We start from the raw sequence: 20,017 nt of genomic DNA on the forward strand, positions 1-20,017 counted from the left end.
ACAATTCCTCGTTAAACGAGGATGAAAGGGAGAATTTACGTGTTCGACGTAAACCTCTTCGACGAGCTCCGCATTGGTCTGGCCACCGCTGAAGACATCCGTCGCTGGTCCAAGGGCGAGGTCAAAAAGCCCGAGACCATCAACTACCGAACCCTGAAGCCGGAGAAGGACGGCCTGTTCTGCGAGCGCATCTTCGGGCCGACCCGCGACTGGGAGTGCGCCTGCGGTAAGTACAAGCGCGTGCGTTACAAGGGCATCATCTGCGAGCGGTGCGGCGTCGAGGTCACCAAGTCCAAGGTCCGCCGTGAGCGCATGGGCCACCTCGAGCTGGCCGCTCCGGTTACCCACATCTGGTACTTCAAGGGTGTGCCCTCCCGCTTGGGCTACCTGTTGGATCTCGCTCCGAAGGATCTGGAGCGCATCATCTACTTCGCGGCCAACATCATCACATCCGTGGATGAAGAGGCCCGCCACAACGACATGTCCACCCTCGAGGGTGAGATGCTGCTCGAGAAGAAGGACGTGGAGGACGACACCGAGGCAGAAATCGCCGAGCGTGCGTCCAAGCTCGAGGCCGACCTGGCTGAGCTGGAGGAAGCCGGCGCCAAGGCGGACGCCCGCCGTAAGGTCCAGAACGCTGCGGACAAGGAGATGCAGCACGTCCGCGAGCGCGGCGAGCGCGAGGTCGCTCGCTTGGACGAAATCTGGAACACCTTCGTCAAGCTGGCTCCGAAGCAGATGATCATCGACGAGAATATCTACGAAGAGCTCGTCGACCGCTACGAGGACTACTTCACCGGCGGCATGGGCGCGGAAGCCATCCAGACGCTCATCCGCAACTTTGACCTGGAGGCCGAGGCTGAGGTCCTGCGCGAGACCATCAACAACGGCAAGGGCCAGAAGAAGATGCGCGCCCTGAAGCGCCTGAAGGTCGTCGCCGCGTTCCTGCGTTCCGGCAACGACCCGGCCGGCATGGTGTTGGACGCTATCCCGGTCATCCCGCCGGAGCTGCGCCCGATGGTGCAGCTGGACGGTGGCCGTTTCGCCACCTCCGACCTGAACGACCTGTACCGCCGCGTGATCAACCGCAACAACCGCCTCAAGCGCATGATGGATCTGGGCGCGCCCGAGATCATCGTGAACAATGAGAAGCGCATGCTGCAGGAGTCCGTGGACGCGCTGTTCGACAACGGCCGCCGCGGCCGTCCGGTCACCGGCCCGGGCTCCCGCCCGCTGAAATCCCTGTCCGACCTGCTCAAGGGCAAGCAGGGCCGCTTCCGTCAGAACCTGCTGGGTAAGCGCGTGGACTACTCCGGCCGTTCGGTTATTATCGTCGGCCCGCAGCTGAAGCTGCACGAGTGCGGTCTGCCGAAGCTGATGGCGCTCGAGCTCTTCAAGCCTTTCGTCATGAAGCGCCTGGTGGAAAACGACTACGCGCAGAACATCAAGTCCGCTAAGCGCATGGTGGAGCGCCAGCGCTCCGAAGTCTGGGACGTGCTGGAGCAGGCCATTTCTGAGCACCCGGTGCTGCTGAACCGCGCGCCGACCCTGCACCGCCTGGGCATCCAGGCCTTCGAGCCGAAGCTGGTTGAGGGCAAGGCCATTCAGCTGCACCCGCTGGCTTGTGAAGCCTTCAACGCCGACTTCGACGGTGACCAGATGGCAGTCCACCTGCCGCTGTCCGCCGAGGCCCAGGCCGAGGCCCGCGTGCTCATGCTGGCCTCCAACAACATTCTGTCCCCGGCCTCCGGTAAGCCGCTGGCTATGCCGCGCCTGGATATGGTCACCGGTCTGTACTACCTGACCATGGACAAGACCGAGGACGAGATCGGCGGCGAGGGTCGCTTCCACGAGGCGGAGACCGACAAGCCGGCCACCGGCGTCTACTCCTCCTACGCAGAGGCGCTCATGGCGCGCGACCGTGGCGTCGTGGGCTTGCAGGCCCCGATCAAGGTGCGCATCGACCACCTGCGTCCGCCGGAGGACATCGAGGCCGAGCAGTTCCCGGATGGCTGGGAGCGTGGCCAGGCCTGGCTGGCGGAGACCACCATCGGCCGCATCATGTTCAACGAGCTGCTGCCGTGGAACTACCCGTACCTCGAGGGCGTCATGGTCCGTAAGGGCGGGTCCGGCAATAAAGTGCTGCTGGGTGACGTGATCAACGATCTCGCAGTCAAGTACCCGATGATTACCGTGGCTCAGGTCTTGGACAAGATGAAGGACGCCGGCTTCTACTGGGCTACCCGTTCCGGCGTGACCATCACCATGTCCGACGTTCTGGTTCTGCCGAACAAGACCGAGATCCTGGAGTCCTATGAGAAGGAAGCCGAGCGGATCGAGCGCAAGTACTGGGTGCAGGGCGCCCTGACCGAGCGCGAACGCTACGACCGCCTGGTTGAGCTCTGGAAGGACGCCACCGACACCGTGGGTAACGCGGTGGAGAACCTCTACCCGGATGACAACCCGATCCCGATGATCGTTAAGTCCGGTGCGGCCGGTAACATGCGTCAGATCTGGACGCTGGCCGGCATGAAGGGCATGGTCGTGAACTCCAAGGGTGACTACATCACCCGTCCGATTAAGACCTCCTTCCGTGAAGGCCTGTCGGTGTTGGAGTACTTCAACAACTCGCACGGTTCCCGTAAGGGCCTGGCGGATACCGCGCTGCGTACCGCCGACTCGGGCTACCTGACCCGTCGTCTGGTCGACGTGGCCCAGGACGTCATCGTCCGCGAAGAAGACTGCGGCACCCGCCAGGGCGTGCGCGTGCCGATCGGCACCGAGGTCGCCGAGGGCCAGTACACGGTTCATGAGCTGTGGGAGACCTCTGCTTCCGGCCGCGTGGTGGCTAGCGACGTCAAGGACGCCGATGGCAACGTGCTGGCTGAGGCCGGCTCCGACCTGACCGAGAGCCTGACCAACAAGCTGGTCCAGGCTGGCGTGCAGGAGATCAAGGTCCGCTCCGTGCTGACCTGCCAGACCCCGGCTGGTGTCTGTGCTAAGTGCTACGGCAAGTCCATGGCTTCCGGCCACCTGGTCGATATCGGCGAGGCCGTCGGTATTGTGGCCGCCCAGTCGATTGGTGAGCCGGGTACCCAGCTGACCATGCGTACTTTCCACCAGGGCGGTGTCGGCGGCGATATTACCGGCGGTCTGCCGCGCGTGCAGGAGCTCTTCGAGGCCCGTAACCCGAAGAACCGCGCCCCGATCGCCTCTGTGGACGGCACCGTGTCCCTGTCGGACGAGGGCAACTTCTGGACCCTGACCATCACTCCGGACGATGGTTCGGACAACGTGGTCTACGAGAAGCTGTCGAAGCGCCAGGGCCTGGCTCAGGTGCGCCGCCCGATGGAGTCCAACCCGGACGCCATGATCGAGCGTTCCCTGCGCGACGGCGACCACGTCGTCACCGGCGAGCGCCTGATGCGCGGTGCGGCCGACCCGCACGACGTCCTGGAGGTCCTGGGTCGCCGTGGCGTGGAGAAGCACCTCATCGACGAGGTCCAGGCCGTGTACCGGACCCAGGGTGTGGCTATCCACGACAAGCACATCGAGATCATCATCCGCCAGATGCTGCGCCGTGGCACGGTCATCGAGGCCGGCTCGACCGAGTTCCTGCCGGGCACCCTGGTGGACCTGTCCGAGGCCAAGCAGATCAACGCCGCGCAGGTGGCCGAGGGCGGCGAGCCCGCTCAGCTGCGCAGTGAGATCATGGGTATCACCAAGGCCTCCCTGGCTACCGAGTCCTGGCTGTCCGCCGCCTCCTTCCAGGAGACCACCCGCGTGCTTACCGATGCCGCTATCAACAAGCGCTCCGATAAGCTTATCGGTCTCAAGGAGAACGTGATCATCGGTAAGCTGATCCCGGCCGGTACCGGTATTTCCCGCTACCGCAACATCACTGTGAAGCCGACGGAGGCCGCCCGCAACGCGGCGTACTCCATCCCGACCTACAGCGATACCATCTACAGCGACGACAGCTTCGGTGAGTTCACCGGCGCTTCCGTGCCGCTGGAGGAGGACTTCTTCTAAAGGAAGCACTCCCGCGGTCTAACCGCACACATTCGGTCTGCACAGTGGCCCCGCACCTCCTTCACGGGAGGCTGCGGGGCCGCTGTCTTTGTGATCCGCCCCTAACCTTGCCAGGGCCTCTGATGCCCCGCCCGAGGGAGGGGCGCTAGAGCCAGCCGTTGTCCTCGGCCGCGGCGACGGCGGCGTGCCGGTTGCCGGTGGCTGTCTTGGTCATGATGGCGGACAGGTGATTGCGCACGGTGCCCTCGCTCAAATGCAGGGCCGCGGCGATGTCGCGCACGCTGTGGTGCTCAGTGGCGGCGTGGCAGACCTCTACCTCGCGCTGGGTGAGCGGGTTGGGCGGGCTGAAGAGGGCTCGCTCGGCCAGCTCCGGATCGATGACGCGGTGGCCGGCGTGGATGCGGCGTACGGCTTCGGCCAGGGAATCCGGAGGGGTGTCCTTCATGATGAAGCCGGAGGCCCCGGCGGCCAGTGCGCGCTGCAGGTAGCCGGTGCGCCCGAAGGTGGTCACGATAAGAACGCGGGCCTTGCCGGCTCCCAGCAGTCCTGCGTTGCGCAGCTCTTTGCTCGCTTGCAGGCCGCTGGTGCCGGGCATCTCAATATCCATGATGAGCACGTCCGGTCGACACTGGCGTACCTGGGAGACGATCTGCGCGCCGTCGGCGGCCTCGCCCACAACCTCGAGGTCTCCCTGAAGGCTCAGCAGCGCGGCGAGCGCCCCGCGGACCAGGTGTTGGTCGTCCGCGATGAAAACCTTGATGGGGGCCTTGGCTCCACAGTCTTTAGTCATGGCATTTCCACCTCAATCCGGGTTCCTCGGTCTGGTTGGGAAGTGATGCTCAACGTACCGCCGGCGTCTTCGACTCGGGCGCGCAGGCCCGTTAGCCCGTTGCCCGGGGAGATCGTGTGGCCGATGCCGTCGTCGCCGACGATGAGACGTGTGGGCGTGACCTCGATCCAGGCCCGGCGGGCCCCGGCGTGGCGGAGGATATTGGTCGTGGCCTCGCGTACCGCCCAGGCGAACACGGCCTGATTCTCAGCGGCGATCTCCTGGGCACGGGAGGGCTCCGGGGCACGGGCGGCGATGCCCGCGGCGTGTAGCGCATTTTCGGCATTGGCTAGCTCCACCGCCAGCTGCGGCTGGCGCAAAGCGGTCACGGTGGCGCGCACCTCGTCCAGGGAGGAGCGCGTCAGCTCGCTGATGGCGCGCAGCTCCTCCTCGGCCTTTTCCGGAGCGAACTGGAGCTGCCGCCGGGCTAGTTCGGACTTGAGGTTGATGACGGTCAGGGACTGCCCCAACAGATCGTGGATGTCGCTGGCGATGGTCTCGCGCTCGCGCGCCAGTCGGAAGCGGCTCTCGGCGCTGCGCTCCGCGGCCTTCCTATCCTCGAGGGTCTTGTTGAGCACCATGAACGCCGGGGTGCACACTGCGAGGCCGCCCAGGACGAAGGCATTCGGCGGCTGGAAGATGATCAGGAGGATCACCGTGAAACCGGCTCCGCAACCGACCATGGCGTAGCCGGTCATCCCAGGCGTGGCGTAGAGGAAGACGGCCATGAAATAGGGCAGGAAGACCAGCACGTACCAGCCGATAAGCGGTAGGAGGGCTAGCGGACCGATCAGCAGGACGGCGCACCAGGTGAGCACGAAGAGGGGCAGGCGCCGGCGGGGTACTGATGCGTAGTAGCCGGAGCCTAGGGTGTCGGCGAGGGCGAAAAACACAAAGCCGGCAGCGACGGTTGCTAGGGCTGTGCCGTTGAGTTCCGAGAACAGCAAGGGCACGAAGGAAAACAGCAAGAAGACGAGCCAGATGCTGCTCTTGGTGGCGTCGCTGCGGGAGAAGTGCATGAGGCGGTTTAACGTCCCTTCTGGCGGCGGTTGAGCAGTATGAAGGTGATTACGAAGATAGCAGCCCAGGCGGCGATGTTTGCTAGGGCATTGGGGAGGGCTTCTTCGTGGTAGTAGGGTTCGTCGGAGATTATTTGTACCCCGTCTGTGAGGGGGTAGTTGGCTAGGGCGTTGGCGCCGTAGAGGGGCGTGAAGCGCCCGAAGTCGAGCATACCGGCGCTGAGGGGCATCAACATGTTGGCGGCGAAGGCGAAGACTACGATGAGCGTGGAGGCTATCGTAATCGCGCTGTCGGAGCGGAAAAGCTCCCCGAAGGCCATGCCGTAGACGCCGAAGGGCAGAGAAACGGCGATGCAGACAAAGAAGCAGGCGGCCCACGCGCCCGCAGTCATAGTGGCACCGGTCAGGGCGCCGGCGATGAAAACAGCCACTACGGGGAGGGTGCAGCGCAGCGCCAAGGACAGCACCTGGGCGGTCAGGTAGTGGCCCGGGGTGGTGGGGGTAAGCGCTAGTTGGCGGCCCCAACCACTGCGGCTTTCCACGACCGTGCCTCCGGCCGCCGCGGTCGCGGCGATGACCGCGCCGTAAAGCGCCATGGAGACCATGACGAAGGCTTTCGGGTTGCCGTGCGCAAAGTCCGGCATGGACGAATAGTCCTGCAGTGCTCCGAAGAGCAGGTAGAAGCCGACTGGCATGATGACAGTGAAAAAGACGTTGGTGAAATCCCGGAAGGCGCGCTTGAGGTTTAGCGCCGTCAGGGAGCGGACAGGCGTGGCAGCGGATGCGGTGGTAGTCATTCCTGTAATTCCTTTCTTAGGTCCGTCGCGTAGGCCAAGTCGTGACTTCGGAGTTCTTCGCGTTGGTCTCCTCCGGCCGCAGGCCAGCGTGGAGGTCGGCGGTGAAATCGGGGGCGATGTAGCGCAGCACCGCCTCGTCGAGACTCGGGTAGCTGCCTTGGACTTCCGCGACGGTGCCGTTGGCGGTGACAAGGCCGTCCTGGAGGATGACCACGCGGTCGGCGTAGCGCTGGGCCTCCTCGAGGTAGTGGGTGGCGAAAATGATGGTCTGGCCTTTTCGTGCCTGGTAGCGCAAGGCGTCCCAGAATTCGTGGCGGGCGTAGATGTCCATGCCGGTGGTGGGCTCGTCCAGGATGAGGAGGTCGGGGCGGGGCAGGATTGCCAGCGCGAAACGCACGCGCTGCTGCTCCCCGCCGGAGCACAACCGGACCTTACGGTTCTGGATCTCAGTCAGCCGGGTCTCCTCCAAGACTTCGCGCACGACCTCATCCAGTGGCGCGGACCGCGGGTGCAGCCCGGCTATTGCGCGTATGGTCTCCTCGACCGTGATGTCGGGGAGAAGTCCGCCAGACTGCATCACCGCGCCCACGCGCGAGGTCTTCGCGGCCCGGGCGGGTGGCCCGCCAAAGAGTTCGATGGTGCCGCTGGTTGGTTCGGTCAGTCCTAGCACCATGTCGAAAAGCGTTGTCTTGCCCGCGCCGTTGGCGCCTACCAAGGCGACAACCTCCCCAGCGGGGATGGTTAGGTCAAGGTCCCGGATGGCGTTGACCCGCTTCTTGCCGCGCCCGAAGGCTTTGGTCAGGTGCTGAATCTCAATAGCTGGGGTGGGATTGCTGTTCGTGCTCGCGTTCATGCCCCGAGTATCGGGGAGAAGATCAAGGGGTGCGTAGGCCAAAGATCCAGACATAGGCATGACAAATGTCATGGGGCGGGGTCTCTACCCCCGCTCGGGCAGGTGATTTTGTCGTGTGAAGGGGCTTGCTATGCTAAACGCCTGTACAATTAAACAAACGCGGGAGCTGCTGGCGGCAAAGTCCAGCGGCTGAGATGGCCTGGGGCCGAACCGTAGAACCTGATCCGGGTAATGCCGGCGCGAGGGAGGAAAAATGCCGAATAGGCTTCATTGGCGTGTTGTAGACATCGTGGTTGCATCCATCTTGGGTGTGGCCTGCGGTCTGATTTTCTTGCTGTGGAACACCGTGGGGTACGCATGGTTCATGGCCATGGATAGCCTCACACCGGGGCTCGGGGGACTGGCCACCGGTATCTGGCTGCTGGGCGGCGTCATTGGCGGCTTGGTGATTCGCAAGCCGGGCGCGGCTATCTTCGTCGAAGTCCTAGCGGCGTCGGTCTCCGCGGCGCTGGGCAGCCAGTGGGGCATCGAGACACTCTACTCCGGCCTGGCCCAGGGCCTGGGCGTCGAGATCGTCTTGGCGATCTTCGCCTACCGGAACTTCAAGCTGCCGGTGGCGGCACTGTCCGGCATCGGCGCGGGCATTGGCGCATTCATCCTGGAGCTGTTCACGTCCGCTAACCTGGCCAAGTCGCTGGAGTTCAACCTCATCTACCTGTCCTGCCTGATGATCTCCGGCGCCATCCTGGCTGGCGTGCTCGGCTACTACCTGGTCCGCGCCCTGGCGCGCACCGGCGCCCTGGACCGGTTTGCGGTCGGCCGGGAAACCCGTGCCTAGTCCCGCTGCCAACCACCCGACGGGACTTGCCGCCCGGGGCTTCGGCTGGCAGCACGCCGGGCGCAACCGGGCGGCACTCAAAGACATTGAGCTCGACATCGCGCCAGGCGAGCGCGTCCTGCTGTGCGGGGACTCCGGCTCCGGCAAGTCGACGCTGCTGGCCGCCTTCGCGGGCGTGCTGGGCGGCGATGACGAGGGCGAGCAGACCGGCGAGTTGACGCTCTACGACGGCGCCGGCCACCGCGAGGCGCCGGGGCGCACCGTCCCGGTGGGGCTGGTGCTCCAGGACCCGGACGCGCAGGTGATCGCCTCCCGCGTGGGCGATGACGTCGCCTTCGGGTGCGAGAACCTCGGCGTGGAAAGGGAAGAGATCTGGCGCCGTGTGCGCCACGCCTTGGCCGTGGTGGGCCTGGACGTCGGCCTTGACCACCCGACGCAGCGCCTGTCCGGCGGGCAGAAGCAGCGCCTGGCGCTGGCCGGGATCATCGCCATGGGCGCGGGTCTGATCCTGCTCGACGAGCCCACGGCCAACCTCGACCCGCAGGGCGCCCGGGACGTGATCGCCGCGGTGTGCGACACTGTCGAGGCCACCGGCGCGACGCTCGTCGTGGTCGAGCACAACTACTCCGGCTGGGAAGACCTGCTGGACCGCGCGATCGTGCTCAGCGACGGGCGCGTGAGCGCGGATTCCACCGTCGCGGAAGTGGCCGCCGCCCGGGCGGTGACTGGTCTGCCGGAAGCCCGGCCGGTTGCCCCGCACGCGCCGGCCGCGATGTTCTCACGCGACCTGGTCACCCGCTTCGGCCCGCCGCGCAGCTACGAGATCCCGGCTGGGGCCTCCACCGTGATTACCGGGCCGAACGGCTCCGGCAAGACCACCTGGCTGATGACCATGGCCGGCCTGCTCGCCCCGGTCAGTGGTCAGATCGGCTTGTCGGACGAGGTCGCCCGCGGGCTGCCGCCCACCCCGCGGAAGTGGAAGTCGCGGCAGCTGGCGCACCGTATCGGCTACGTATTCCAGAACCCGGAGCACCAATTCGTTGCCCGCAGCGTGGCTGAGGAGCTGCGCGTGGGCCCAACGGTGATGGGCGAGGAGGTGCCGACCGCGCGCATCGACGAGCTGGTGGAGCGCCTCCGGCTCGGGCACCTGCTGGAGGCCAACCCGTTCACGCTCTCCGGCGGGGAGAAGCGCCGCCTGTCAGTGGCTACCGCCCTGGTGACCGCGCCGGCGGTGGTCCTCCTCGACGAGCCCACCTTCGGCCAGGATCCGTCTACCTTCGCCGAGCTGGTCGTCATGCTGCGCGAGCTCGTCGACGCCGGCACCACGATCGCCTCCATCACCCACGACGAGATGTTCATCGCGGCGCTGGGTGATGGCCACATCCGCGTCACGGCCCCCGAGGCCGCGCCCAGCGTGCCAGCGAGTCGTGTCCGCGGCCGCCGGCGAGGGGAGGGCCGGAATGCCTAATATCCTGACGACTGTCAACCCAGTGACCCGGCTGACGCTGATGGTCATCTTCACCACGCCGCTGCTGCTGAGCCTGGACTGGGTCAGCGCGACCGTCTCCCTGGGCCTGACGGTGCTGCTCGCCCCGCTGTGCGGGGTGCCCTGGCCCCGGCTGATCCGGCTGGCCTGGCCCCTGCTGGTTATCGCCCCGCTGTCGGGCATTTCTATGCTGCTCTACGGCCGGCCGGGCGGTAAGGAGTACTTCTCCATCTGGCTGGCGGTGGTCACGGAGAACTCGGTCGAGCTGGCTATCGCGGTGATGATCCGTGTCCTGGCCGTCGCCCTGCCCGTGGTGGTGCTGGCGCGCGACATCGACCCGACGGAGCTGGGCGACGGCCTGGCCCAGGTGTTGCGGCTGCCCGCCCGTTTTGTCATCGGCGCGGTGGCCGGAGTGCGCATGGCCACCCTCTTCAAGGACGACTGGGCGTCTTTGGAACGGGCCCGCCGGGCTAGGGGGCTGACCGACCGCGGCCGGATTGCGCACATGGCCTCGATGTCCTTCGGCCTGCTGGTCGTGGCCCTGCGGCGCGGCGGCAAGCTCGCCACGGCGATGGAAGCCCGCGGTTTCGGCCGCACCCCGCCGCACGGCAGGAGCCGGACCTGGGCGCGCGAATCCCGCCTGCGCACCCAAGACTGGCTGGCCATGGCCGGTGTCGTAGTACTCGCGGCCGTCCCGGTGGTAGTTTCGGTAGTCACGAACTCCTGGCGATTTTTTGGATTGTGATAGCTTCTATGCCCTCTGACCAGCCCGAGCAACCTGCTAGTGGCGTCGCAGACGAGCCCTTCCCGTCCGCGGCGGCACTAAATCACTTGAGCATCGACCGGCAGCAGGCCTACGTGGTCGCGCGAGTTTTAGAGCTCGCCGCAGAGACCAAGCGGCCGATGAAGCCCGTCACCGTGCTCATCGACGGCCCGTCGGGGGCGGGCAAAACCTGGCTATCGGCTCGTCTGGCCGAACGCGACAATTGCCAGGTCGTACACCTGGACGAGTTCTACCCCGGCTGGCACGGCCTGGACCGCGGCTCGGAGATGGTCCACGAGCACGTCCTGCGCCAGATGAACCCTGGCTACTGGCGCTGGGACTGGGAGGCCAACGCCCCCGGCGAGTGGATGAGCCTAGACGCCCGCGACGACCTCATCGTCGAGGGCGTGGGCTCGGTAACCCCGGAATCCCTGGCCACCGCCCGGGAGCGCGGCAGCGTCGTGGCGGTCTGGGTCACCGGGCCACGCGAAGAGCGCAAGGAGCGCGCGCTGGGCCGCGATCCGTATTACGCCGAGTGGTTCGAGGTCTGGGAGGAACAAGAAAAGGAACACTTCGCAGAACTCGAGGCCGCCGGAATCGATTTCGACGTCCACTGGGACTGGACCCCGGTGCAGGACTAGCGGAGGCAGAAAGCCAGCCGCGCCAGCCGCCTAACCGCGGTAATAGCCCTCGGCGTCACAGCCCTGGGCGGCCTGGACCACCAGCTCGCATCCCCGCGCCCGCGCCGCAGTTTGCAGCTCCGGCAAGTGGCTTTCCACCACGGAGCCGGGCCAGGAGGTGGTGCGCAGCTGCAGCCCCATGCCGTGGGCGTGGGCGGTGTCCGCGGCGATATCCAGGCTCTGCCACATGCGGTGAGCTACCGCGGGCGTCACCCTGGCCACGGCGGGCAAGTCTCTGGGCAGGCTCTTGACATCTAGGCCTATCCAGTCCGGCCGGGTGTCCGGATCCGCCAGCAGGCGCCGCAGCCGCGCCGGACTATAGCCACTGGTGTGCAGCCCCACCGGGAAACCGGCGGCGTGGGTGCGGCGGATGGCATCGGCCAGCCCTGGTACCGCCAGCGGTTCCCCGCCGGAGATGACCAGGGCATCGATAAGCCCCCTACGCGCGTGCAGCAGGTCGAGCACCTCCTCGAAGCCTTGGTCGCCGCCGTTTCCGAAGGGCTGGAGCGCCGGGTTGTGGCAGTAACGGCAGCGCAGCGGGCAGCCCTGCACGAAGGCCGTGATCGTGAGCTTGCCCGGCCAGTCGCAGGTCGAAAAGGGGATGACCCCCGCGATGGGCAGCGAGGAGCTGGCCGGCCCGGCGGAAGCGTGCGGGGGATTAATGAGCCTGGTCGACATAAGACTCCGCGAAGTACTCGCGCTCGTGGAACTCGCCCTGCTTGCCGGTGTTGAAGCTGGACACGGGTCGGAAATAGCCCATCACGCGGGTCCACATCTCCGTGGCCTCGCCGCACTCCGGGCACTGCGGGTGCTCGCCGGAGATATAGCCGTGCGAGCCGCAGATGGAAAACGTCGGCGTGATGGTGATATACGGCAGGCGGAAGGTGCTCAGCGCCCGCTTGACCAGCGTGGCGCAGGCCTCACCGGAGGACATGGCCGAGCCCATGTACAGGTGCAGGACGGTGCCGCCGGTGTACTTGGACTGCAGATCCTCCTGGGCGGCCAGAGCAGCGAAGGGATCCGGGGTGTGGGCCACCGGTAGCTGGGAGGAGTTGGTGTAGTAGGGCTGCGCCGCGGTGCCGGCCTGCAGGATGTCCGGGAAGCGCTCCTTGTCCTCGCGGGCAAAGCGGTAGGTTGCGCCCTCGGCCGGGGAGGCCTCCAGGTTGTAGAGGTGCCCGGTGCGCTCCTGGGCCCGGGTGAGCAGGGCGTTGACGTGGTCCAGCAGGCGCGCGACCTGGTCGTGGCCCTGCGGATTGGTGAGATCGTAGGCGTCTTGGGTGAAGTTGCGGATCATCTCGTTGCAGCCGTTGACGCCGATGGTGGAGAAGTGGTTGTCCAGGCTGGGCAGCCAGCGCCGCGTGTACGGGTAGAGGCCGCGGTCCAGGTTTTCCTGGACGAAGGTGCGGCGGCGCTCCAGTGTGTCCACGGCTAGGTCGACCAGCTCGGACACGCGGGCCAGCAGCGCCTCCTCGTCGCCGCGGTAGAGGTAGCCCAACCGCGCGCAGTTGAGGGTGACCACCCCGATGGAGCCGGTCAGCTCCGCCGAGCCAAAGAGGCCGTTGCCGCGCTTGAGTAGCTCCGTCAGGTCAAGCTGCAGCCGGCAGCACATGGAGCGCACCATGCCGGGATCCAGATCCGAGTTGAGGAAGTTCTGGAAATAGGGCAGTCCGTAGCGCGCGGTCATGGTGAACAGGGCCTCGGCGTTCGGGCTGTCCCAGTCGAAGTCCTCGGTGATGTTGTAGGTCGGGATGGGGAAGGTAAACGGCCGGCCGTCGGCATCCCCGGCGGACATGACCTCCAGGAAGGCGCGGTTGATAAGGTCCATCTCCGCCTGCAGGTCCCCGTAGCGGAAGTCGACGGGCTCGCCGCCGATTAGCGGGGTGATATCCGCCAGGTCGGCCGGGCAGGTCCAGTCGAAGGTGAGGTTGGTAAAGGGCGTCTGCGTGCCCCAGCGCGAGGGAACGTTGAGGTTGAAGACGAACTCCTGCAGGGTCTGCTTCACCTGCTCGTAGCTCAAGTTATCCAGCCGCACGAAGGGGGCCATGTAAGTGTCGAAGCTGGAGAAGGCCTGCGCGCCCGCCCATTCGTTCTGCAGCGTGCCCAGGAAGTTGACCGCCTGGCCGCACGCGGACGATAAGTGCTTGGGCGGGGCGGAGCTGACCGTGGCGGGCACGCCGCGGAAGCCTTCCTCCAGAAGCTGGCGCAGCGACCAGCCGGCGCAGTAGCCGGAGAGCATGTCCAGGTCGTGGATGTGGAGATCGCCGGCCCGGTGCGCTTGCCCGGCGGCGGGGGAGAAGACGTGGTTGAGCCAGTAGTTAGCGGTGACCTTGCCGGAGGTGTTGAGCACCATCCCGCCCAGGGAGTAGTCCTGGTTGGCGTTGGCGTGGATGCGCCAGTCGGCGCGCTCGAGGTACTCGTCCAGGGTGGACCGCACGTCGATGGTCGTGTGCTGCGCAGGGCGCGCGGAAGGCTTGGAAGCCATGGGTGTCCTTTCGGTTCAGGGAAGTGGTGAAGCCGTCGCGGCAGGGCCGGTGCCGCGTGCCCGGGGCTGGGCGAAGTAAAAAGCGCTTTCGATGGACAACATAGCTGTAATTTCGGCGGTGTGAGGTAGTCAAAACGCCATATATTCCGGTGTGGTAGCTCACTAGCCCAACATGTTGTGGTTTCGGGCCAGAGTTCGCTGCGCGAACCCGGGGCCATGTAGTGGTCGTGACGTTCGCCCCAGTCCGTCGTTCGGCCTACCCCTTCGGCGGGGAGGGGAAAGTTCCGTGGACTTTGTCACTAAAGTTTTGGTCCGGCGGTGATTTTTCTTTTTGGCGTGTTATCCGGTAAAGTTCCAAAGGTCTCGTCGTATACGTGCGGCGAAGAAGTCTGATCCTTAAACTGGCCGCGGCTAGGGTGAGGTTCTGGACGTGCGGCAGGGCCCCGGAAAAGAGCCCTCATTTTTGCATGTTTAGTCCCCTTATCCGGCGGCCGGCCGTAGAAGTCAACAGAAAGACTGAAAATATGCCAACTATTCAACAGCTGGTCCGCAAGGGCCGCCACAGCAAGCGCAGCGAGGTGTCCACCGCTGCGCTGAAGGGCTCCCCGCAGCGTCGTGGCGTGTGCACCCGCGTGTACACCACCACGCCGAAGAAGCCGAACTCGGCACTGCGTAAGGTCGCCCGTGTTCGTCTGACCTCCGGCATCGAGGTTTCCGCCTACATCCCGGGTGAGGGCCACAACCTGCAGGAGCACTCCATGGTGCTGGTGCGCGGTGGTCGTGTGAAGGACCTTCCGGGTGTCCGTTACAAGATCATCCGTGGCGCGCTGGATACCCAGGGCGTCAAGGATCGTAAGCAAGCTCGTTCCCGTTACGGCGCGAAGAAGGGACAGTAATAAAAAATGCGTAAGAATGCTGCTCCGAAGCGTCCGGTTGTAAAGGATCCCGTTTACCAGTCTGAGCAGGTTACTCAGCTGGTCAACAAGGTCCTTAAGGACGGTAAGAAGTCGACCGCAGAGCGTATCGTCTACGGTGCGCTGGAGATGTGCCGTGAGAAGACCGGTACCGAGCCGGTTGACACGCTGGAAAAGGCTCTGGGCAACATCCGCCCGGATCTTGAGGTTCGCTCCCGCCGTGTCGGTGGCGCTACCTACCAGGTGCCGGTGGAGGTCCGCCCGGGCCGCGCCAACACCCTGGCCCTGCGTTGGCTGGTGACCTTCACCCGCCAGCGTCGTGAGAACACCATGATTGAGCGTCTGGCTAATGAGATCCTGGACGCCGCCAATGGTCTGGGTGCTTCCGTGAAGCGTCGCGAAGACACCCACAAGATGGCCGAGGCCAACCGCGCCTTCGCCCACTACCGCTGGTAATTCCCAGCAGACTGCACGCACATGCCCGAGTAACGACAACCTAGTTTTCGCGCCGTCGCACGGCGCCCATAACTTGATAATCGTTGCTCGGGCATTTGTCTCGCAGGCCACTTTGGGTGTTTTAGGCGCCCATGTGCTGCTAAAGCGGCTTAATAGTGGCACAATTGACCGAGAACTATCCGTTTAACGACTATGAGTTGGGGTAAAGACTGTGGCACAAGAAGTGCTTAAGGATCTGAAGAAGGTCCGCAACATCGGCATCATGGCCCACATCGATGCTGGTAAGACCACCACGACCGAACGTATCTTGTTCTACACCGGTATTAACCGCAAGGTAGGCGAGACTCACGATGGTGCCTCCACGACTGACTGGATGGAGCAGGAGAAGGAGCGCGGCATCACCATTACGTCCGCCGCCGTCACCTGTTTCTGGGAAGGCAACCAGATCAACATCATCGACACCCCGGGCCACGTGGACTTCACCGTTGAGGTGGAGCGTTCCCTGCGTGTTCTGGACGGTGCCGTCGCCGTCTTTGACGGCAAGGAAGGTGTCGAGCCCCAGTCCGAGCAGGTGTGGCGTCAGGCTGCTAAGTACGACGTTCCGCGTATCTGCTTCGTCAACAAGATGGACAAGCTGGGCGCTGACTTCTACTTCACCGTGCAGACGATCATCGACCGCCTGGGCGCTAAGCCGCTGGTCATGCAGCTGCCGATCGGCGCTGAGGATGACTTCGACGGCGTCGTCGACCTGCTCGAGATGAAGGCCATCACCTGGCGCGGCAAGGTCGAGACCGGTGCTGAGCCGACCATCGAGGAGATCCCGGACGACCTCAAGGACAAGGCCGCCGAGTACCGCGAGAAGCTGGTTGAAGCTGTCGCCGAATCCGACGAAGAGCTGATGGAGAAGTACTTCGGTGGCGAGGAACTGACCATCGAGGAGCTCAAGGCCGGCATCCGCAAGCTGACCATCAACTCCGAGATCTACCCGGTCCTGTGTGGTACCGCTTACCGCAACAAGGGTGTCCAGCCGTTGCTGGACGCCGTGATCGACTACCTGCCGACCCCGATGGACGTCGGCGAGGTGCACGGCCACGCCGTGGGCAACGAAGAAGAGGACATGACCCGTAAGCCGTCCAAGGACGAGCCGTTCTCCGGTCTGGCCTTCAAGATTGCCGCTCACCCATTCTTCGGTCAGCTGACCTTCGTGCGCGTCTACTCCGGTCGCGTCGCCACGGGCGACGAGATCATCAACTCCACCAAGGGTAAGAAGGAGCGCATCGGCAAGATCTTCCAGATGCACGCCAACAAGGAGAACCCGGTGGATGAGGCCGTGGCCGGCAACATCTACGCCATCATTGGCTTGAAGGACATCACCACTGGTGACACCCTCTGCGCCAAGGACGCCCCGATCATCCTGGAGTCTATGGACTTCCCGGATCCGGTTATCAAGGTTTCCATCGAGCCGAAGACTAAGGCCGACCAGGAGAAGCTGGGTACCGCCATCCAGAAGCTGGCGGACGAGGACCCGACCTTCACTGTCGAGCTGGACGAAGAGTCTGGCCAGACCGTCATCGGCGGCATGGGCGAGCTCCACCTGGACGTCCTGGTTGACCGCATGAAGCGCGAGTTCAAGGTCGAGGCCAACATTGGTAACCCGCAGGTTGCTTATCGCGAAACCATTAAGAAGCCGGTTAAATCCCTGGATTACACCCACAAGAAGCAGACCGGTGGTTCCGGCCAGTTCGCAAAGGTCATCGTCTCCATCGAGCCGTACAACCCGGACCCGGAGACCCTGGAAGAGGGCGAGAACCCGCAGTACCTGTTCGTCAACGAGGTCACCGGTGGCCGCGTTCCGAAGGAGTACATCCCGTCCGTCGACGCTGGTATCCAGGACGCCATGCAGTACGGCTACCTGGCAGGCTTCCCGCTGGTCAACATCAAGGCCACGCTGGAAGACGGCGCTTACCACGACGTGGACTCCTCGGAGATGGCCTTCAAGCTGGCCGGCTCCCAGGTCCTGAAGGAAGCCGTTGCCAAGGCGAAGCCGACCCTGCTCGAGCCGCTGATGGCCGTCGAGGTCGTCACCCCGGAGGAGTACATGGGTACCGTTAACGGTGACATCAGCTCCCGCCGTGGCCAGGTTTACGCTATGGAAGACCGCGCTGGCGCCAAGGTCGTCAAGGCCAAGGTTCCGCTGTCCGAGATGTTCGGCTACATCGGCGACCTGCGTTCCTCGACCGCCGGCCGTGCAAACTTCACCATGGTCTTCGACTCCTACGCTGAGGTTCCCTCCAGCGTGGCCCAGGAGATCATCGCTGAGCGCACCGGCAACGCCAACTAGGGGTATTCACCCCGGCAACTACTTGGGGTTTTAGCAACCCCAAGAACCTAGGAAGCTTGCGTGTTTGGTATTCTGCGCTAGGGAATGCCAGACCCTTCCTAGGAACTAGGTTGGGTCGGTAGCGGTCGAGCTGAGCTTTGTAACCCCGCAGTGTAAACACCGCGACATTGCAGGCTGAGCCGGCCGTTACCGCTCACCTAGGATCCGCAAAGATTCTTGTCGAGAGATAACGTCCGCACTAACTTCCGCGGACAGACCTCCCGCGAGGGCGGTTTGAAATATCCGCGGCATAAATCTAGGATCGTGTAACTGGCACGTAAAGAAAGCGTCATAAGCACGCGGTAACAACCCACGTGCCTATGGCAACTGTCAACCACGTGGCTGCGAAGGTCGTAGCCACCATATAGTCCAGGAGGACATACAGTGGCAAAGGAGAAGTTCGAGCGTTCGAAGCCGCACGTTAACATCGGCACCATCGGACACGTCGACCACGGCAAGACCACCACTACCGCAGCGATCACCAAGGTGCTGGCTGACGAGTACCCGGAAGAGAACACCGCTTTCGCTTTCGACATGATCGATAAGGCTCCGGAGGAGAAGGAGCGCGGTATTACCATCAACATCTCCCACGTTGAGTACTCCACCCCGAAGCGCCACTACGCACACGTGGACGCCCCGGGCCACGCCGACTACATCAAGAACATGATTACCGGCGCTGCTCAGATGGACGGTGCTATCCTGGTCGTCGCCGCTACCGACGGCCCGATGCCGCAGACCCGCGAGCACGTTCTGCTGGCTCGCCAGGTTGGCGTTCCGTACATCCTCGTCGCACTGAACAAGTGCGACATGGTCGATGATGAGGAAATCATCGAGCTGGTCGAGATGGAGATCCGCGAGCTGCTGGGCGAGCAGGACTTCGACGAGGAAGCTCCGATCGTTCACATCTCCGCTCTGAAGGCTCTCGAGGGCGACGAGAAGTGGGTTAAGTCCGTCGTTGAACTGATGGATGCCTGCGACGAGTCCATCCCGGATCCGGAGCGCGAGACCGACAAGCCGTTCCTGATGCCGATCGAGGACATCTTCACCATTACCGGCCGCGGCACCGTCGTGACTGGCCGTGTTGAGCGTGGCCGTCTCGAGGTCAACGAGGACGTCGAGATCATCGGTATCAAGGACAAGTCCATGTCCACCACCGTCACCGGTATCGAGATGTTCCGCAAGATGATGGACTACACCGAGGCTGGCGACAACTGTGGTCTGCTGCTGCGTGGTACCAAGCGCGAGGAGGTCGAGCGTGGCCAGGTCATCATCAAGCCGGGCGCTTACACCCCGCACACCAAGTTCGAGGGTTCCGTCTACGTCCTGAAGAAGGAAGAGGGCGGCCGTCACACCCCGTTCATGGACAACTACCGTCCGCAGTTCTACTTCCGCACCACCGACGTCACCGGCGTCATCAAGCTGCCGGAAGGCACCGAGATGGTTATGCCGGGCGACAACGTTGAGATGAGCGTTGAGCTGATCCAGCCGGTCGCTATGGACGAGGGCCTGCGCTTCGCTATCCGCGAGGGCTCCCGCACCGTCGGCGCTGGCCGCGTTACCAAGGTTGTCGAGTAATCGATGCCCCTAACGCGCCGCGCTAAGGCGTAATAGATTGAGCCGCTTCCTCCTTGGGGGAGGCGGCTTTTTCGCGTCTTCGGACTTTGCACGCCGGCGCCCAGGGTGGGCGGGCCAGCGGCCCAGGCGCGGTGTAATAGAGTTGGACGGGTGCATGATCCAACCCGTATTGAAAAGACGCTAGCCGCCCTCCGGGAGGCCTGGGAGGGCCGGCCGGAGGAATCCCTGGCCACTATCTTCGCGCAGCTGGCAGAACGGGGGATTGGCTGGGGTACTGCGGATGCGGACCTGGTCGCCGCGCTGGAACAGATGGCGCAGGAGCGCCCCGGGCTGCTGCCTACTGAGGGCGGGGTGGCGCAGGGCTGCTGGCTGGTGTCCACGCAAGCGCCCACCGCGCGCGTGATGGTCTATCCGGAGCGAATTGTCGTGCGTTCCTTCCGGGAAGACGGCGGGCAAGTGCGCGCCCTGCAACCGGTGGTCTGGGACTATTCGCGCTTGCGACCGACTGGGCCGGCGCGTCCGCTGGTGGTGGCGGACGCGGACGGCATTGAGCACCGTCTGGGCGTGTGCGAGTCTCTCCAGCGCGTCGCGGACGAGGAGATCGCCCAGGCGCAGGAGATGCTGGCCTCGGCCACGCCGGAGAAGCCCTTGCGGCGCCGGGAGGTGGGCGATATCGTCTGGGTGATAAAGACCGACCAGGATCAGACGCTGGTGCTCGGCCACGGGCTGCGGGTCTATTCCGCCGGCCGCCGGGACCTGCAGCAGCGGAGCCTTAAATGGGAGAAGATAGAACAATGCCGCCCGGGCGGGCAGATGGTTGTCTGCCTGCCGGGCGGCGAGGTGGCGCGCTTTGGCGCCATCCAGGACGTTCTCGTCGCGGAGTGCTAGGGCCAGCTCGCCGGCCCTAGACCCA

The 20,017-nt window shown here is 64.6% G+C and carries 16 protein-coding genes and 1 riboswitch; of the genes, 10 read left to right on the forward strand and 6 right to left on the reverse strand.

The features are described from left to right. Nucleotides 1-39 precede the first annotated feature (39 nt). Complete coding sequence (locus CCONF_RS01825; protein ID WP_290224637.1) at nt 40-4,032, forward strand: DNA-directed RNA polymerase subunit beta'; 3,993 nt, start codon at nt 40-42, stop codon at nt 4,030-4,032. Between the two features lie 145 nt (nt 4,033-4,177). On the opposite strand, the gene CCONF_RS01830 is transcribed toward CCONF_RS01825, so the two are convergent. From CCONF_RS01830 to CCONF_RS01845, 4 genes are read right to left on the reverse strand one after another with little or no spacing between them, the layout of a single operon-like run. After that, entirely contained in the window at nt 4,178-4,822 is a 645-nt protein-coding gene (locus CCONF_RS01830) for a response regulator transcription factor (RefSeq protein ID WP_290224639.1), read from the reverse strand. Continuing rightward, nucleotides 4,819-5,880 carry a sensor histidine kinase gene (locus CCONF_RS01835; RefSeq protein ID WP_290224641.1) on the reverse strand — a complete coding sequence of 354 codons (1,062 nt, stop codon included), beginning with the start codon at nt 5,878-5,880 and terminating at the stop codon, nt 4,819-4,821. Before CCONF_RS01835 ends, CCONF_RS01830 begins: the two co-directional genes overlap by 4 nt. Before the next feature lie 8 nt (nt 5,881-5,888). Then, nucleotides 5,889-6,677 carry an ABC transporter permease gene (locus CCONF_RS01840; RefSeq protein ID WP_290224643.1) on the reverse strand — a complete coding sequence of 263 codons (789 nt, stop codon included), beginning with the start codon at nt 6,675-6,677 and terminating at the stop codon, nt 5,889-5,891. A gap of 16 nt (nt 6,678-6,693) precedes the next feature. Further along, on the reverse strand, nt 6,694-7,530 hold the full coding sequence (locus CCONF_RS01845; RefSeq protein WP_290224646.1) for an ABC transporter ATP-binding protein: 837 nt from the start codon (nt 7,528-7,530) through the stop codon (nt 6,694-6,696). Between the two features lie 149 nt (nt 7,531-7,679). Next, nucleotides 7,680-7,794: riboswitch (TPP riboswitch) on the forward strand. Here CCONF_RS01845 and CCONF_RS01850 point away from each other — a divergent pair. The 4 genes from CCONF_RS01850 to CCONF_RS01865 all read left to right on the forward strand — a co-directional run bounded on the left by CCONF_RS01850 (nt 7,784) and on the right by CCONF_RS01865 (nt 11,258). Then, complete coding sequence (locus tag CCONF_RS01850; protein ID WP_290224648.1) at nt 7,784-8,368, forward strand: ECF transporter S component; 585 nt, start codon at nt 7,784-7,786, stop codon at nt 8,366-8,368. Its footprint overlaps the riboswitch before it by 11 nt. Beyond that, nucleotides 8,361-9,836, forward strand: a complete 1,476-nt coding sequence (locus CCONF_RS01855; RefSeq protein WP_290224650.1) for an ABC transporter ATP-binding protein — start codon at nt 8,361-8,363, stop codon at nt 9,834-9,836. Before CCONF_RS01850 ends, CCONF_RS01855 begins: the two co-directional genes overlap by 8 nt. Continuing rightward, nucleotides 9,829-10,599 carry an energy-coupling factor transporter transmembrane component T family protein gene (locus CCONF_RS01860; protein ID WP_290224653.1) on the forward strand — a complete coding sequence of 257 codons (771 nt, stop codon included), beginning with the start codon at nt 9,829-9,831 and terminating at the stop codon, nt 10,597-10,599. The genes CCONF_RS01855 and CCONF_RS01860 overlap by 8 nt, the downstream gene beginning before the upstream one ends. An 8-nt stretch (nt 10,600-10,607) precedes the next feature. Continuing rightward, nucleotides 10,608-11,258 carry an AAA family ATPase gene (locus CCONF_RS01865; protein WP_290224655.1) on the forward strand — a complete coding sequence of 217 codons (651 nt, stop codon included), beginning with the start codon at nt 10,608-10,610 and terminating at the stop codon, nt 11,256-11,258. Between the two features lie 30 nt (nt 11,259-11,288). Here the strand turns inward: CCONF_RS01865 and CCONF_RS01870 are convergent, their stop codons facing one another. After that, entirely contained in the window at nt 11,289-11,975 is a 687-nt protein-coding gene (locus CCONF_RS01870; RefSeq protein ID WP_290224657.1) for an anaerobic ribonucleoside-triphosphate reductase activating protein, read from the reverse strand. Then, complete coding sequence (locus CCONF_RS01875; protein WP_290224660.1) at nt 11,956-13,779, reverse strand: ribonucleoside triphosphate reductase; 1,824 nt, start codon at nt 13,777-13,779, stop codon at nt 11,956-11,958. The genes CCONF_RS01870 and CCONF_RS01875 overlap by 20 nt, the downstream gene beginning before the upstream one ends. A 524-nt stretch (nt 13,780-14,303) precedes the next feature. On the opposite strand from CCONF_RS01875, the gene rpsL reads away from it, so the two are divergent. The 5 genes from rpsL (at nt 14,304) to CCONF_RS01900 (ending at nt 19,992) form a co-directional block, all read left to right on the forward strand. Then, a complete protein-coding gene (gene rpsL / locus CCONF_RS01880) occupies nt 14,304-14,675 on the forward strand; it encodes a 30S ribosomal protein S12 (protein ID WP_290224662.1) in 372 nt (123 codons plus the stop codon). Between the two features lie 6 nt (nt 14,676-14,681). After that, the gene (gene rpsG, locus CCONF_RS01885; RefSeq protein WP_290224664.1) at nt 14,682-15,149 is read left to right on the forward strand and encodes a 30S ribosomal protein S7; all 468 of its coding nucleotides are present in this window, start codon (nt 14,682-14,684) and stop codon (nt 15,147-15,149) included. Nucleotides 15,150-15,360: 211 nt separating this feature from the next. Next, a complete protein-coding gene (gene fusA / locus CCONF_RS01890) occupies nt 15,361-17,490 on the forward strand; it encodes an elongation factor G (protein ID WP_290224666.1) in 2,130 nt (709 codons plus the stop codon). A gap of 423 nt (nt 17,491-17,913) precedes the next feature. Beyond that, the gene (gene tuf / locus CCONF_RS01895) at nt 17,914-19,104 is read left to right on the forward strand and encodes an elongation factor Tu (protein ID WP_290224668.1); all 1,191 of its coding nucleotides are present in this window, start codon (nt 17,914-17,916) and stop codon (nt 19,102-19,104) included. Between the two features lie 150 nt (nt 19,105-19,254). Then, a complete protein-coding gene (locus CCONF_RS01900; protein ID WP_290224670.1) occupies nt 19,255-19,992 on the forward strand; it encodes a hypothetical protein in 738 nt (245 codons plus the stop codon). Nucleotides 19,993-20,017 lie beyond the last annotated feature (25 nt).

Origin of the sequence: Corynebacterium confusum (genome assembly GCF_030408715.1) — a bacterium.
Lineage (GTDB): Bacteria > Actinomycetota > Actinomycetes > Mycobacteriales > Mycobacteriaceae > Corynebacterium > Corynebacterium confusum.